Below are 14,923 nucleotides of genomic sequence, written 5' to 3' on the forward strand. Positions count from 1 at the left end.
CTCGTGTGGCGAGCGCGAACGAGCGTCCGCCGACCGTGCGCTCATCCGCTGCGCAATCCACGTTCACCCTTCGCGCACTTCCAGAATCTCTTTCACAAAATACCGCTGCCGCGCCCGCACGACCTGATAGGTGCGCCCGACGTATTCGCCGATGAGTCCGATGCCGACCATCGACACGCTCAGCAGGAAAAACACCACGCCAAACAACGTGAAAATCCCTTCCGCCTCCGCGCCGAGAAAGAGCCGGCGGTAGGCCAGAATCAGCACCAGCAGCAGACTGCCCGCCGAACACGCCATCGCGAACATCGTGAAATACTGCAAGGGCGCGAGCGAGAAGCCGGTGATCAAATCGAAGTTCAACCGGATCAATTTATACAACGAGTAATTCGACACGCCCGCGTGCCGCTCCTCGTGGCGCACGCCGACTTCGGTCGGATTGCCCGAAAAACTATAGGCGAGCGCCGGAATGAACGTGTTGATCGCACCGCTGCGCACGATCGCATCGATGATCGGCCGCGAATACGCCCGCAACATGCAGCCCTGATCCGTCATTTCGATGTTCGTCGTCTGCTTGCGCACGAGATTGACCAGGCGCGAAGCGTATTTGCGAAACGACGAATCGTGCCGCTCCAGCCGGTAACCACCCACGTAGTCGTGCCCCGCATCCATTTTCGCCAGGAGTTTCGGAATTTCCTCCGGCGGGTTCTGCAGATCGGCATCCAGCGTGAGGATGATCGAACCGCGCACACGCTCGAACGCCGCCATGATCGCCATATGCTGGCCGTAATTCGCGTTGAAATCGATCACCCGCGTCACGTCCGGCCGTGCCGCGTGCTGCGCTTGCAACAACATAAAGGAGCGGTCCGCGCTGCCATCGTTGGTGAAGATGATTTCGTAACTCCGCCCGAGCGCGTCGAGCACCGGATAGAGCCGCGCGAAGAGCGTCGGCAGGTTGAGCTCCTCGTTATAAACGGGAATGACGACCGAGAGTTGAGGCGTCGCGCTCATGCTTTGGAGTGAACCGTCAGAATCGTCGTCAACGCCGACGCCACGCGCGCCACGTCTTCCCGCGTCATCGCGGGAAACAGCGGCAACGAAAGAATGTTGCGACCGATGCGCTCCGCGATCGGGAAGTCGCCGTCCTTCCACCCGAGCGCACGGTAAACCTTGAACAAATGAATCGCCGGATAATGCACGCCCGTGCCGATGCCCGCCGCGTGCAATTGCGCCATCACTTCGGCCCGCTTCGCGTTGAGGCGCTGCTCCGGCAGCACGATTTGAAACATGTGCCAGTTCGACTGCGCGAAATCCCGCGGCGGCAATTCCACGCCGAGCCCGCGAAACGCCGGCGCATCAAACGCCTCGAAATACGCCCGCGCGAGTTCGCGCCGCTTCGTGTTGAACGTCTCCAAATGCGGCAGTTGCCCAAGCCCCACGCGCGCGGCGACGTCCGTCAGGTTGAACTTTCCGCCGACCACCTCGACCTCCATGCCGTCAAACCCCGTGCGCACCACGCCCTGCAACCGATACTGCTCCGCCAATTTCGCCTCGCGCTCGTCGTTCATCACGAGACAACCGCCCTCGATCGTCGTGACGTTTTTGTTGGGGTGGAAACTGATCGAAACAAAATCCCCCGCCGCGCCAATCTTCCGCCCTGCCCAGTTACTCCCCAGCGATTGCGCCGCATCCTCCACCACGCGCAACCCATGCTTTTGCGCGATCGCGTAAAGTCGGTCGCGATCCACCGGCAGCCCCGCCAGATCCACCGGAATGATGGCGCGCGTGCGCGGCGTGATCGCGGCCTCGATGCGCTCCAGGTCGATGTTGCGCGTCACCGGATCGATGTCCACGAACACCGGCCGCGCGCCGACCTCGAGCACAACGTTGCTCGTCGCCACCCACGAAAGCGGCGTCGTAATCACTTCGTCGCCCTCGCCGATGCCCGCAATGCGCAACGCGATCTCCATCGTGCATGTGCCCGAGTTGAACACCCGCACCGGACGACCGCCGCAATACGCCGACAACTGCGCCTCCAACTCCTTCGCCTTGGGACCGGTCGTCAGCCACCCTGAGCGCAGCACGTCGGCCACGCCGTTGATGGTTTCCTCGTCGATGGTCGGACGCGTAAGCGGGAGAAACGGCTGAGCGGTGGTGGACATGTCAGGGCTGGTTGCTGAACAGATAATGGTCCCGCGTTTCGCCGAGCAAATGATAACGAAACGCCGGCTCCGCCAAGAGCGGGCCGAGATCCTTCTTGCGCGCCACCACCCACAGCCGCGCCGGTCCGGCCCACGCGCGGTGAAACTCCGCGTCGTCGATGAAGCGCCCGCTGTCTCGCGCTGCTGGGTCTTCTTCCAGTTCCAACTCTCCCTTGAACGCCACGAGACCCACGGTCTGCCGCGCGTAGAACGTGAAGTCGTGAAAAAATTCGTGGTAATGCAGCACGCGATCCCCCGGTTTCGCCTCCGCCCGCACCTGCAACGCCAGTTCCTTCGTGCCCGGTCGCTGAATGTGCGGCGCCGCATAAGTCAGCACACCGAGGAAAAACACCATCGTCACCGCGATCGTGGCCACCGCCGAACGGCCGCCCCGCGTTTTCGCCCGCCACGGCGCGAGCACGCCCCCCAACATCAGCACCGCCGCCATCGTGATCGCGAACGGCCGCAGCACCTGCGCCTGCGCCGGATCGCGGATGATTCCCGGCTTGAGCACCACGACCACCAACGCCACCGCCAGCAGCCCCGCCACAAACGAAAACGTCCGCACACCGGCGCTCAACCGCCCCGCACCCGCCCGCCAGGCCGCCGTCACGCCTACGCCGGCCAACACCGCCAACGCCGGAAAAATCGGCAGGATGTACGGCACAAGCTTCGAATGTGATTTCGTGAAAAACAGAAAGATAAACGCCGCCCACGTCACAAGAAACCACGCGTCGACGTTGGCCTTGCGGGCCGCCCAACCGCCGCGCAACGCCTCCCGCGCCCCGCTCCACACAAAGCCCGTCCATGGAAACAGGCCGAAGAAAATGATCGGCACGAAATACCACACCGGCCCCGGCCGGCTCGCGACGGGCGACATGAACCGCTCCCAGTGTTCATAAACGAAATACCGCTGCGCCCACGTCGGGTTGTGCAGATGTGCCAGCACGTGCCACGGCACGGCGATCGCGAGAAACACCAGGGCGCCCGTCGGCAGGTGCAGCGGACGCAGCCGCTTCCATTGGTTGAACACCAGCAGCCACAAAAACATCACCGCGCCCGTGACGAGGAAGCCCATCAAGCCCTTCGTCAGCGTCGCCAAGGCCATGCTCGCATACACGCCATACATCAGCCAACGCCGCCGCCCGCCCGGCGGCGCCCGCATCGCCAGCACGAAGCAAAACAGCGCCGCGCTCATGAGCACCGACACCGCCATATCGAGCAGGATGATCCGCCCGAGCGCGAAGAAGAGCAGCGAAGTCCCCAGCGCCACGCCCGCCGCCACACCCGCCGCGCGGCCATACAACGCGCGCCCCGCCGCGTAGGTGAGCAACACGCCCGCGAGCGCAAATAGCGCCGGCACCGCGCGCACCGCCCACTCGTTCAACCCGAAAACTCGCTCGCTCGCCGCCGTCACCCAATACACCAGCGGCGGCTTTTCGAAATAGTTCACGCCGTCGAGCCGCGGCGTCACCCAGTCGCCGGTCGCCAGCATCTCCCGCGGAATCTCCGCGTAACGTCCCTCGTCCGGGTTCCCCAACGGATAACTGCCGAGCCGAAAGCCGAACAGCGCGGCAAACAGCAATGCGAGCAGCATGAGGTCGCGCGTCCACGACACACGATCCGGGGCAACGTCAGGCGAGGAAACCATGGCGATGGCAACGCACGTTATTTCCCGCCCGACGCAACGCCATTGTTTTCCGCATCGTGGGCCGCAGCGGAGAGTTTCTCAACGTCGCGGAAAGTATCCGCTTTCGTGAGTCTGGGCGCTGCGCGGCGGCCACGGCTCCGCGTCGGCCGCCCGTCAGTTGTTGCCCGGCGAATAGCCAAACGCCGGCACCGCACCGCCGACCGCCAGCTCCTCTTCCGCGTGCTCCTCTTCCGCCGGCAATTCCTCGAGCGGCGCAAAGCGCTCCGACGAAAAGCCGAGTTCCTGCTTGTTCGCCATGAAGGGATCGGCCGGGTTCGTCAGCTCCTGCAACAAGAGCCCCACCGTCGCGGAGTCGCCTCCGTTCACGATTTTCTCCCGACCGAGAAAAACTTCGCGAATCGTGTAAACGTTCCCCTTCACGGGCAACTGCTTGTAGATCGCCTTCACGAATGCCGGGAAGGTGTCGTTAATGCAGGCAACTCTTTGGCCTTTGACCATGCCGCCACGATAACCGGGTCCCGCCGCGCGTCACGTGCGAACGCATACTTTTCGCGCCAAATGCAGGATCTTCCGATGCCCAACGCCTCGCGAACTCCTGCTTCCCTTGGGCCGGAACTCTGTGCGCTGTTCCGCGGCCGACGTCTTACTCGATGGGCGGATGAATCTGCTCAACCTAACCGCCGCTCCGGCGCGGCACCGCGAATCGATAGCTCCCGGAGCCGACCTCGCAGCTCACCGCGCCGTCGGTCGCCGTCACTGCGCGCACATCGTCGCGCCCACCCAACGCGCGTCCGCCTTCCGTCGCCTGCTCCGCCCCGCCCGGCAGCGTCACGATTCCCGTGGTGTTCGGCGGCAACTCGACTTCGACGAGCAGTTGCCCCGCCGCGATGCGCCACGCCACCGCCACGCGCCCGCGCGCCGATTTCTGCTCCGCCCGCGCCCAGGAAATTCCTGCCACCGGCTGCGGACGAATCTGCACGCGCGCGAAGCCCGGCCCACTCACATCCGGCGCGAGCCCCGCGAGATCGCGGTAAAACCACTCCATGATGTGCCCCAGCATGAAGTGATTATGCGAGAGGTCGCGCGCCGCGTGCCACGACTCCGCCAGGCTCGTGCAACCCAGCTTGAGCTGATAACCGTAGCCCGGTTTTTCGCTCTGCGCATTCATCGCCTGCACCACATCGGAGCGCCCGTTTTCCGCCAACGCCTGCAACAGGTAACGGAAACCGACATCGCCCGCCGTCAGCGCATCGCCCCGCCCGCGCACATCGCGCACGATCGCATCGAGCACGGCCGCCCGGTTCTCCGGTGCGACGAGTCCGCTCGCCAGCGGCAACGCATTCGCGCACTGCGAACCCGTCGCGTAGCTCCCGCTCGCCGCATCGAAAAATTTCGCGTTAAACGCCTCGCGAATCACGTCCGCCTGCTGCGCCAGCGTCGCCGCATCCGCCGTCTCGCCGAGATGCCCGGCGATCTTCGCCATGACCCGCGTATCGAGAAAATAAAACGCCGTCGCCGTCAGCGCCACCGGCGTGAGCTGCGCAAACGCCGGTCGCCCTGGCCCGAGATCGCACCAATCCCCGAGGCCATGCGAAAGAATGTGCCCTTCCGCCTGGCTCGCCAGATGCGCGAGGTAGCGTTTCATCGCGCCATAGTGCCGGCGCAACGGCGTGTCGTCGCCCGTCCACTCGAAGTGCTGCCACGCCGCCAGGATCAGCGCGCTGCCCCACTCCGGCGAATCGCGAAACCCTTCCGAAAACTGGATGTATTCCGGCGCGATGTCGGGCACGAGGCCGTTCGCGAGTTGCGCGTCGGCCATGTCATCGAACGTCTTCAGAAACATCCGCGTGAGGTCGAACTCGTAGCGCAACGACGGGCCGTTGAGATGATATTGTTCGAGCCAGCCGAGCTTCTCGCGATGCGGGCAATCCGTGATCACGTGCGCGAGATTGCTGCGTTGCGCCCAACGAATCAGCGGCCGGATGCGGTTGAATAAATCGCTCGCACACGCGAAGTCGCCCGTCGCCGGCGATGCCGAATGCACCACCACGCTTTCGAGCGCCACAATGTGCGGCAGCACGCCGTCCTCGCCCGGCGTCAACCGCGCTTCGAGATAACGTCCGCCGTGATAGAAAAATCGCGGAAACCACGTCTCTTCGTCACCGCGCCCCGCCAGCGTGTAGCGCCACCACGAATCCGACAATCCCGTGCCGCCCGAGCCGACACCATTGATCGATGCGCGGTCGATCGAGCCATCCGGATGCGCCAGCTCCGCCGGAATCAAAGTCACCGTCGCGCCCCGCGAACCGCGCACCGTCAGGCGCGGCATGATCGACGCGTTCTGGCCGAAATCGAACACCTGCACGCCGGGCCGCAGCGTGCGCACGCCCACCGGACGCAGCGTTTCAAACGCGCGCATCGGCGGCGCCGCATGCGAAAATCCCCGCAGTTCACCCCCCGGCCCCGCGTGCGTCACCGCACTCGTCCAGCCCGCCACATCCGCCGCCGCCGTATCCCAGCCCGCTTGCTCCAACCGCGCATCGTGATCTTCGCCGCCGTAAACACTCGCAAAGGTCGTCGGCCCCTCCCGCACCTGCCAACGCTCGTCCGTGCCGACGATCTCCACCGTGCCGTCCGCGTATTCGAACCGCAGTTGCGCGATGACCGTGAGCGGCCGAAACGCGTTCTCCAGTTTCAGGTAACGCCCGGGCCGCACATTGTAAAAGCCGCTGCCCAGAAACACGCCCGCGCCATTGGCGCCTTCGCGCACGAGTGGCGTGATGTCGTGCGTATCGTAAAGGCACGTTTTGGTGTAGGTCGTCCAGCCCGGCGCCAGCAAATCGAGCCCCACGCGCGCGCCATTGATCGAGAGCTCGTGGTGCCCGAGTCCGCACACATGCAGCAACGCCCGCTTCAACCCGCGCCGCACCGTGAACGTCCGCCGCGCGAGCAGCGTCGCGTTGTCGCGCGGGTTCGCGCCGCGCATCACTTTGCCATCGACGAGCGCCGCGACCGACCACCGCTCGCTCTCCTCGCTGTCGCTCGCCGTCACCGTTGCGCCCGCCGCGATATTGACGCCGCCCGCGAGCACCGCGATCTGGCTCAGCCGCAGATAGAACCCGTGCCCGTCGCCATGCAGTTTCGTCACCGTGAGCCGCACGTAACGCACCGTGGTCGACGGCACGGGACGTACCGCGCACACGTGATAGTTCCACGGAAAGTCCTCGGCCGTTTGGTCCACCAGCGTCACCACTTCGCGGAAATCCGCCTGCGTCGCTCCTTCGATTTTGAAGCGCTGCGGAAATCCCAACCACTCCACGTCGCCGTAACGCACACCATAGAGATGCACTTCGTCGATCGTCCGCTCGGCGCCCAGGTCGAGCGTGATCCATTTCGTCGTCTCCGCGGTCGCCGCCGGTTCGGAACGATAGCCCCATTGCGGCCGCACCCACTTCAGCAGCTCGGCGTCCGTGATCCATTTCGCCTGCCAGTCCGCCGGCGTCAGCACGCCCATCGTCCACGTCGCAATCTCGCTCCACGCCGATTCGCCGCCCGTCTCGTCCCACACGCGCACGCGCCAGAAAATCTCCTCACTGGAACGCAGCGGCCGGCCGCCATACCGCAGGAACGTCTGCTGGTCCGACGCCACGCGTCCGCTGTCCCAAGCGTCGACGTTGCCGTCGGCCAGCGCGGCCCGCGCCGTCGCCGCCTGCACCTGATACGCCGTCTGGCGCCGCCCGCGACCTTCGCCGCGCAGCTTCCAACTCAAGCGCGGCGGCGCCGCATCCACGCCCAACGGCGACGCTTCGCCATCGCAACGCAGATCGTAACACGTCAACGGTTGGACTGCACGGTGGAGAGACGCAGGGGCGGAGACGCTCGGAGAGCTCATGGGTGGGAAAACGCGCGCCACCGCACGCGAAACGCGCCACCGGTGCAAGCGCCATGCGCGTGCACCGGTGGCACTTTTTTAAGCCGCCGACACCGCTTCCTGCTTCGCCGGCGCCACCCGCGTCAGGCGCAGGCGCCGCGTGCCGCCGGGCATTTCCCAGGCGATTTCCGCGCCCTCGGCGTAACCGAGCAGCGCGGTGCCCAGCGGTGCGAGCACCGAGAGGCGGCCGCGGGTCGGATCGGCGCGTTCGGGCAGCGTCAACGTGTAGTGGTCAACTTCGTTGGTATCGAGATCGAGCACCGCCACGCTCGACTCCAGGCCGACCACGTTGGGCGGCAGAGTCGGCACGATGGTGGCGCGATCCAGTTCAGACCGCAGGCGGGCGAGGGTCTTCGCCGTGCGTGCGTCGGAGGCCGTCACGCCGGAAAGGCGCAGCCGGAGGTTTTCGCAGTCGTTGGCCGAGATGTAGATAATGGGTTCGTTCATAGAGAAACCAGGGTTGAGGGTTGGGGTAAACGAGCCGCCGCCGGTCGGACGGCGACCCGGGTGAGAAAATCGAGGTCTTCGGTCGAGAGCGTGAAATCCGTCGCGGCCAGCAACTCGCGGAGTTGCGGCGCGCTCGCCACGCCTACGACCGGCGCCGTGACGGCGCGTTGCGCGAGCACCCAGGCGAGCGCCACGCGCGGCAGACTCACGTCGTGCCGCGCCGCCACTTCCGCCAAGGCCGCGCGCACCGAGGTGAGCGCTGTCGCGCCGTCTTCGAGCGGGGCCCTCCGCCCGCGCCAGCCCGAGAAAGCCTCATCGCGATCCACCTCCGCCAGCAAACCGCCGCCGAGCGGGGAGCGCGCGAGAAAGCCCAGACGATACGCCTGACACAGGTCGAGCAGGTCGCGTTCCGGACGCTCTTGCGCAAGCAGCGAGAAATCGGCTTGGACGACCTCGAAGCGGTCCGTGTCGCGCTGCACGGCCCGGTGGATCGCTTCCATCACGCGCCACGCCGGCAAACCGCCGGCACCGAAATAACGGATCAAACCGGCGCGGCGCAGCCGGGCGAGGCTGACGAGCAAATCGTCGATCGCCACGTTCGCTCCGCCCCACTCCAGCAAAAACAAATCGAGATGGTCCGTTTGCAGCCGACGCAACGACGCCTCGCACGCCGCCCGCACCGTCTGCTCCAGCGTCGCGCCCGCCAACGTCGGCGCGCCTTCAAACATCACGCGCGTCGCCAGAAACAACTCCGGCCGCGCGATGCCGCGGGCGCGCCGCCAACGGCCCACGTAGTCCTCGCTCGCATGCGCCGAGGCGAGTCCAGCGCCGTCGCCGAAGCGCACGGAGGAGGTTTGCACAAAATTTCCGCCGGCCGCGCGAAACGTGTCCAGCACCTCGAACGCCTGCTCCATGCCGACGTTCCACCCAAAGTTGAGGGTGCCGAGGCAGAGCTCCGACACCGTGACGCCCGAGCGCCCTAAAACACGCCGCTTCATAACGACAGTCTCTCCCCGCCGCGCGCTCCATGAAGGCGCGAAAGTGCGTTGGCGACGAAGGCAATCCGCGCGGAATGGAATAATGTTACAGTGGAGAAATTCATGAGTGACCTTTCGGGGACGGGTGGAAACCCGCGTTCCGAAATCATTCGGGGTCCGCGGGTCGTGAGGATCCTGAGCGTAAAAACACGCCGGCGATCAGGCCGACGTGCACGCGTAACAGGTTCGATTAAACCCGGTGTTCGCGAAGCAGGCGATTTCCGGGTGGCGCCTGAGCGGCGCGGCGAATCGTCAGCTTCCGACACCGGGGATCACCGGTGCGACGAAGAGTTTCCGGTGAGCCCGGAACGGGCGGGAAAATGTCTCTTGATGCGTCATGGCTGAAATAGTACCCGGCAAGGGGGCGTCACTCCGCGCACAAGTCAAGCCCGTGCCGGCCATCGTCGGCTCGTCGGGCGTCCCCCTCGGCCGTCTCACGCGCTATTCGATCCGTCCCTCGTCGAAATCGATCAAGTCGGGCACGGTCTTGATTTCACCCACGCGATCCACGCAGCCCATCGCCGTGAGCGCTTCGCGGAGAAACTCCTGGCCCGCCGGCGTCAGCCCTTTTTGCGCCAGCTCGCGATTCCATTTCGCCGCCCGCACATCGGCCGGCAGCAAGGCGCGCAACCGCTGCTCCACCTCCGCGTCGTCCGCCGCCGCGAAGACAATCTTTTCCACCTCCGCCGGATCGATGCCGAGGTGCAGGCACAAAAAGCGATCGATCCCGCGCTTGTAGTTCTTCGCATAACTCTTCGGCAACGCCCCGTGTGCTTTCACATAACGGCACTTCGCCAGAAACCGCGGCAGATACAGCAGCCCCGTCGCCGCGTGCGCGATATAAGGCGACGGCAGACAAGTGAGAACTTCCCCCGTGGAACCGGGAATCGGCTTCGATGGCATCGCGTGACAACGCAACAGTTCCCGCCGCTCATGCAAGCCGCACCCGCGCCGCCGCTGACTTCCGCCGGATTTTTCAAGCACTACGCGTTCGATGCTTGTCGGCTGGCGGCTGCACCAACGCTCGCTTCGCCTCGATCGCTGCGGTTCGGGGAACGCACGCGTCTCGCGGCTGACGCTCGGTGTCTCGCCGAGAGTGGCTCGGATCGCCCGCGCCGGGCGCTCCCACGGATGAACGACCTCGCCGCCGCCACGTCAGGGCACCACGTAGAGCTCCACCATCATCTCCCCCGTCGCGCCCGCTACGCCGCTGCCTTGCACCGTGTAGACGCCCGGCTCCAACGTCACGAGCAGAGCGGCATCGTCACTGCCATCCGGAAATGAAAACGCACCCACGGTCTGCGCCGCCGTCGCGATGGCCGACGCATCCGCACTCGCGGACCAGTGGTCGTTTTGCGCCAGCACGGTGGAGCCGCGATAAAGCGTGACTTGCGGATCGCCCAACGCCCCGGCCACACCGAACGACGCCAGCGCCGGCCCCGCGCCGCGGATGAGCAACGTCACCGGCCCATTGCCCGCGACGACAAAGCCCGCCACTAGCACCTTATCTTCTGCTCCCGCAAAACCGCGGAGCGAAACGTTGGCCACCGGCGCCGAGTTCGCCGGGTCCGCCGCATCGTAAAATTCAAACAGACTGATCCCGGCGCCCGCATCAAGGCCGCCGGCACTGGCGAAGGTCTGCGCCGAGTAAGTCCCGGCGGAAAGCAGCGGCGCCAACGCCGCGTCGTGCGTGTTGCGAAATACCGGCATGATCGTTTCCGGCTCCGGAAACGCCCCCAGGCGCGCCGCCAAATCCGTGATGCGCGTCGCGAGCGCACCGTCGGCATTCTCGCCAATCTGCGTCATGCCGTCATGGAGACGCAGGACCGGATCCCGCAACGTCGACGAATACGGCACGCCATAGTAGGCCAGCCCCGAACCGATCGCGCGCAACAAAACCGGATGCGCCGCCGCATCCCGCAACACGAAGCCGCCGATCTGCGGCGCCCCGCCCGGGCTCACCCAACTGCGCGCGGAAAAGTTGACGATGCGCGTGGTATTCGGCGCGACCGTGAGCGTCGCCGCCTCGCTCGTGTAAGTGACGCCCCCCGTCGTGGCCACGAGCCGGTAGTCGCCGGCTTGCGCAGCCGTGAGTGATGTCAACGTGAGGGTCGCCGCCGTGGCACCGGCGAGGTCGGCGCCGTTGAGCGTCCACTGATACGTCGCCGGCGTCGACGTGCCGAGCGCCGCCTGCAACGTCACGCTGCGACCCGCCACGATCGTGCGGCTCTCCGGCATCACCGTGAAGCCCGGCGTTTCGATGAGGTTGAAGCGCACGAGTCCGGCATGCGGCTGACCGTTCACGCTCGTGAAATCGCCGCCGACCCAAAGATGGCCGGCGCCATCCAACACCGCGCCACTCGGCGCTTGGTCAAACGTGGGATGGAAATTAAGATCGAGCGTGCCATCCGCGAGATAACGCCGCCCGTTGTAGAACCAGGAACCGTCGGCCAGCAACTGCCCGCGGCCGACCGGCGATTGCGGGTCAAAGCTCACGTCGCGCGAGCCATCCGGGTTGAGACGGAACACCGTGGAAACATAGGGGCCGACGTTGTAACCAAAGACCAGCGCGCGCCCGTCCGAAAGCGGTTGCGCGCTGCTCACGTTCGTCGGCAGCGCCGCGAAATCAGGCTGGTAAGTTTCGTCGACAGAACCGTCCGCGTTGAGCCGCACGAGAAACGGATGCTCGCCGCCATTGACCTTGCGCGCGGCGCTGGCCACCAGCAGCCGGCCATCGGGCAGCACCACGGCGGACTGCACCGCGTTGCCCACGCCGGCTCCGGGAAGAATGACCTGGGCGAGATCAACGGCGACGACATACCCCAGGGTGAACTCCCCAAACACCGTGGGCAGGGTCGCATCGACGTGCCCATCGTCGGCCAGCCACACGAGTTTCAGATTTTCCTCGCGCGTGCTATCCGGCGTGAACACCGCGACAAGCACGCGACCATCCGCCGTCGCCGCGAGCCAGTTGGCCGACAACAAATCCAGATCGGCCGGCGGGTTGAAGGTCGGGTCGAGCGTGCCATCGGCGAGCAGGCGCACGAGCTGCGTTTCGCGGTGATGCACCCCGTGGGCATCGGCCGCGCCCAGCGTCGTCTGGCGCCCGATGAGACGCCCGTCGGGCAGGTGGAAAACGGGGACGACCGCCTCCGGCGTGAACGCAGGATCCAAAGTGCCGTCGGCGAAAAAACGCGCGCTGCCCGCCCGCGGCTGATCGTCGATGTGCGTGAAGTATCCCTCCGCGCGCACGCCGCCGCCGGCATCGAGCGCGAGACGCGACACGTTGCCCTGTGACCGCAGCGCGAGGGTGGTCGGCAGCGTAGTGAGCGAACCCGCCGCCAGATCGACAACGCACAGTTTCGGGTCGGCCATGCCGGGCACTTCCCAGTAGCTCCATTCCATGAAGACTCCCGGCACCATCGTGAGCGCCCCCTGCACGATCGCCACGCAACCATCGGACAGCGCGGCGGCGAGGTGCTGCGTGCGTTCGGCGCCGGGCAGATCGCGAAAATCCCGTTCCAGGCTCCCGTCACTGCGCAGAAGATACACGACGTTGACCGCCAGCGCATCCGTCGTCGGCCGCGCCCCGAGCTCGATCGCGATCCGCCCATCCTCGAGCACGATGACGCGGGAGATGTTGTCCAAATTCGAAATCGCCGGAGTGAACGCCGGATCCCTCGTCCCGTCCGCCTTGAATTTCGTCAGGTCGCCATTCCCCGCGAGCACTTCGCCGTCGGGCGTCGCCGCAAGCAGCCGGAAAGTGCGACCCTCGGCCGGCGCGAAGGCCGCATCGAGCGCACCCGTCGACGTGAGGCGCACGAAGTAGTAAGTCGCCGGGCCATCGGACCCATAGCTGACCCCGCTCAACACGGTGCGACCGTCCGAATCGACCACGAGCGATTCCACGCTCAAGGCCGGATTGGCCCACGACGTTGCAAACGCAGGATCCACCGTGCCGTCGGTGAGGATGCGCGCGAGGCTGTTGCGCGGCTGGCCGTTGACCGTCGTGAACTCGCCCCACGCGATCAGCGCGCCATCGGGTTGCCGCGCCAGCTTGACCAACGTGCGATCGAACGTGACTGCGGCAAACGCCGGATCGATGCGCCCATCGGCCAGCAGGCGCACGACGCGAATCGGTTCGCCCGTGCCGTCGTTCGGATACGACACGCCATACGCCGGCCCGGTGACCGCCGCCACCTTGCCGTCCGGGAGTGGCACAACCGAAAACACCGCCCGCCCGCTGCCGATGTCAGCCGCGAACGAAGGATCGCGCGAGCCGTCCGCGAGCAGCCGCACCACGCCGGATCCGCCGATCGCCGTGCCATTGACGTAGTTAAAATGGCCCACCGCGAAAAGCTGCCCCGCCGGCGTGCCAACGAAGGCCGTGCCTTCCAACGTCTGCGCTTCACTCTCGATCCGCGGCGCGAACGTCGCGTCGAGTTCCACGCGCTGCGCGAACACCGGCGCGACCGCGAAAAGTAAACACCCGCCCAGCAACCATCGCGCATTCATCCTTCGTGCCGCGTCGACACGCATAACGGCCAGCGGCTCACGCCCTCCAAATCGCGCCGCGATCGCCGCCTGTGGTCCGGGGAGCGCACGCATCCCGCGTGCTGCTCTCCGCGCCTCGCCGAGAACGGTTCGAATCAGTCGCACGAGGCCGCCCAAACCGAAGCGCGACACGTGTGCGCTCGCCTGCCTCGTGCCCGCAAGCGACTGCCGCTGCTGGGCCAATTGAATCCATCGTGAAACGAGAGCGGCGACGAGCGGCGCGAGGCAGGAGAAGTGGCGGGACATACGAAGCGTGGTTGAAACGCACCGGCCGGGCGTGGCGAAGAGAATGCTGCCTCACCCGCGGTGCGTCACCTTCTATTACGTGCGTCCGGACGACCTGGAGTCATCTCTGCGTCGCTGTAACATCGTAAGCCCTGGAATGAGTCGAAGCGTGCACGCCCCACTGCGCGGCCGCCACGGACGCCTGACTCTTCCCATCGCCAAGAACCACCGCGACACCAACCACGAGCGCCCGCGTCCAGTTTGAGGGTCGCTTTTGCCGATTCAGGTTTCCCGTTTTCGACCGGGCTCCCTTTCCGCCAGCACGCGCTGCAACCGCGCCACCGTTCGCGCCGCGTGCTTCTTGGTCAACGCATGCTCCCAAATCCGCACGACACGCCAGCCGGTCTGCTTTAGGAGCCGGTTCACCTCCCGGTCCCGCGCCCGGTTATGCAGAATCTTCGCCCGCCAGAACTCCGCGTTCTGCTTCGGCCAAGTCGCATGTTTCGGACACCCATGCCAGAAACAGCCGTCAACAAAGACCGCCACGCGCTGCGCCGGAAAGACGAAATCGGGCTTGCCGATGATCGGACGATGCCGACGCCAACCCGTCACTTGGTGCGCCCGGAAGATTGCGATGAGCCGCAACTCCGTACCCCGGTTGCCGCGGCCGCGAATCGCCGCCATGACCGCCGATCGCTGGGCGACGGAAAACACGTCCGTGCCGGTGGACCTGCATCGTCCCCGGTGGCAAAGCGCGTTTTCGGGCTTGCCTGGTCGCCTGGTATTACCAGGGTGTTGCCTTGTATTACCAGGTTGTCCCGGCGAAGACGTCTCTCCTCTGTTGCGATGAACAAACTTGCTCTTCTCTTTCATTCTGAAA

The 14,923-nt window shown here is 65.7% G+C and carries 10 protein-coding genes; all 10 read right to left on the reverse strand.

From position 1 onward, the window contains the following. Positions 1 to 63 precede the first annotated feature (63 nt). A complete protein-coding gene (locus K0B96_RS16815) occupies positions 64 to 1,008 on the reverse strand; it encodes a glycosyltransferase (RefSeq protein ID WP_220162162.1) in 945 nt (314 codons plus the stop codon). Then, positions 1,005 to 2,159, reverse strand: coding sequence for a DegT/DnrJ/EryC1/StrS family aminotransferase (locus K0B96_RS16820; protein ID WP_220162164.1), 1,155 nt, complete (start codon positions 2,157 to 2,159; stop codon positions 1,005 to 1,007). Before K0B96_RS16820 ends, K0B96_RS16815 begins: the two co-directional genes overlap by 4 nt. Before the next feature lies 1 nt (position 2,160). Continuing rightward, positions 2,161 to 3,849: a phospholipid carrier-dependent glycosyltransferase gene (locus tag K0B96_RS16825; RefSeq protein ID WP_220162166.1), complete on the reverse strand. Its 1,689-nt coding sequence runs from the start codon at positions 3,847 to 3,849 to the stop codon at positions 2,161 to 2,163. A 153-nt stretch (positions 3,850 to 4,002) separates the two neighbouring features. After that, the gene (locus K0B96_RS16830) at positions 4,003 to 4,347 is read right to left on the reverse strand and encodes a hypothetical protein (protein ID WP_220162168.1); all 345 of its coding nucleotides are present in this window, start codon (positions 4,345 to 4,347) and stop codon (positions 4,003 to 4,005) included. 175 nt (positions 4,348 to 4,522) lie between these two features. After that, the gene (locus K0B96_RS16835) at positions 4,523 to 7,741 is read right to left on the reverse strand and encodes a family 78 glycoside hydrolase catalytic domain (protein ID WP_220162170.1); all 3,219 of its coding nucleotides are present in this window, start codon (positions 7,739 to 7,741) and stop codon (positions 4,523 to 4,525) included. Positions 7,742 to 7,819: 78 nt separating this feature from the next. After that, entirely contained in the window at positions 7,820 to 8,227 is a 408-nt protein-coding gene (locus K0B96_RS16840) for a GreA/GreB family elongation factor (protein ID WP_220162172.1), read from the reverse strand. Continuing rightward, the gene (locus K0B96_RS16845) at positions 8,224 to 9,225 is read right to left on the reverse strand and encodes an aldo/keto reductase (RefSeq protein WP_220162174.1); all 1,002 of its coding nucleotides are present in this window, start codon (positions 9,223 to 9,225) and stop codon (positions 8,224 to 8,226) included. The genes K0B96_RS16840 and K0B96_RS16845 overlap by 4 nt, the downstream gene beginning before the upstream one ends. Positions 9,226 to 9,705: 480 nt before the next feature. Further along, the gene (locus K0B96_RS16850) at positions 9,706 to 10,167 is read right to left on the reverse strand and encodes a DUF5069 domain-containing protein (protein ID WP_220162176.1); all 462 of its coding nucleotides are present in this window, start codon (positions 10,165 to 10,167) and stop codon (positions 9,706 to 9,708) included. Between the two features lie 252 nt (positions 10,168 to 10,419). Then, positions 10,420 to 13,779, reverse strand: a complete 3,360-nt coding sequence (locus K0B96_RS16855) for a hypothetical protein (protein ID WP_220162178.1) — start codon at positions 13,777 to 13,779, stop codon at positions 10,420 to 10,422. A 546-nt stretch (positions 13,780 to 14,325) separates the two neighbouring features. Further along, positions 14,326 to 14,916 carry a very short patch repair endonuclease gene (locus K0B96_RS17670; RefSeq protein ID WP_220162180.1) on the reverse strand — a complete coding sequence of 197 codons (591 nt, stop codon included), beginning with the start codon at positions 14,914 to 14,916 and terminating at the stop codon, positions 14,326 to 14,328. Positions 14,917 to 14,923: the final 7 nt, after the last annotated feature.

Origin of the sequence: Horticoccus luteus (assembly GCF_019464535.1) — a bacterium.
Classification (GTDB): Bacteria; Verrucomicrobiota; Verrucomicrobiia; order Opitutales; family Opitutaceae; genus Horticoccus; species Horticoccus luteus.

Coding starts and splice junctions, on each gene's coding strand:
- K0B96_RS16815 (WP_220162162.1), bottom strand. CDS start 1,008: ATGAGCGCGACGCCTCAACTCTCGGTCGTCATTCCCGTTTATAACGAG.
- K0B96_RS16820 (WP_220162164.1), bottom strand. CDS start 2,159: ATGTCCACCACCGCTCAGCCGTTTCTCCCGCTTACGCGTCCGACCATC.
- K0B96_RS16825 (WP_220162166.1), bottom strand. CDS start 3,849: ATGGTTTCCTCGCCTGACGTTGCCCCGGATCGTGTGTCGTGGACGCGC.
- K0B96_RS16830 (WP_220162168.1), bottom strand. CDS start 4,347: ATGGTCAAAGGCCAAAGAGTTGCCTGCATTAACGACACCTTCCCGGCA.
- K0B96_RS16835 (WP_220162170.1), bottom strand. CDS start 7,741: ATGAGCTCTCCGAGCGTCTCCGCCCCTGCGTCTCTCCACCGTGCAGTC.
- K0B96_RS16840 (WP_220162172.1), bottom strand. CDS start 8,227: ATGAACGAACCCATTATCTACATCTCGGCCAACGACTGCGAAAACCTC.
- K0B96_RS16845 (WP_220162174.1), bottom strand. CDS start 9,225: ATGAAGCGGCGTGTTTTAGGGCGCTCGGGCGTCACGGTGTCGGAGCTC.
- K0B96_RS16850 (WP_220162176.1), bottom strand. CDS start 10,167: ATGCCATCGAAGCCGATTCCCGGTTCCACGGGGGAAGTTCTCACTTGT.
- K0B96_RS16855 (WP_220162178.1), bottom strand. CDS start 13,779: ATGAATGCGCGATGGTTGCTGGGCGGGTGTTTACTTTTCGCGGTCGCG.
- K0B96_RS17670 (WP_220162180.1), bottom strand. CDS start 14,916: ATGAAAGAGAAGAGCAAGTTTGTTCATCGCAACAGAGGAGAGACGTCT.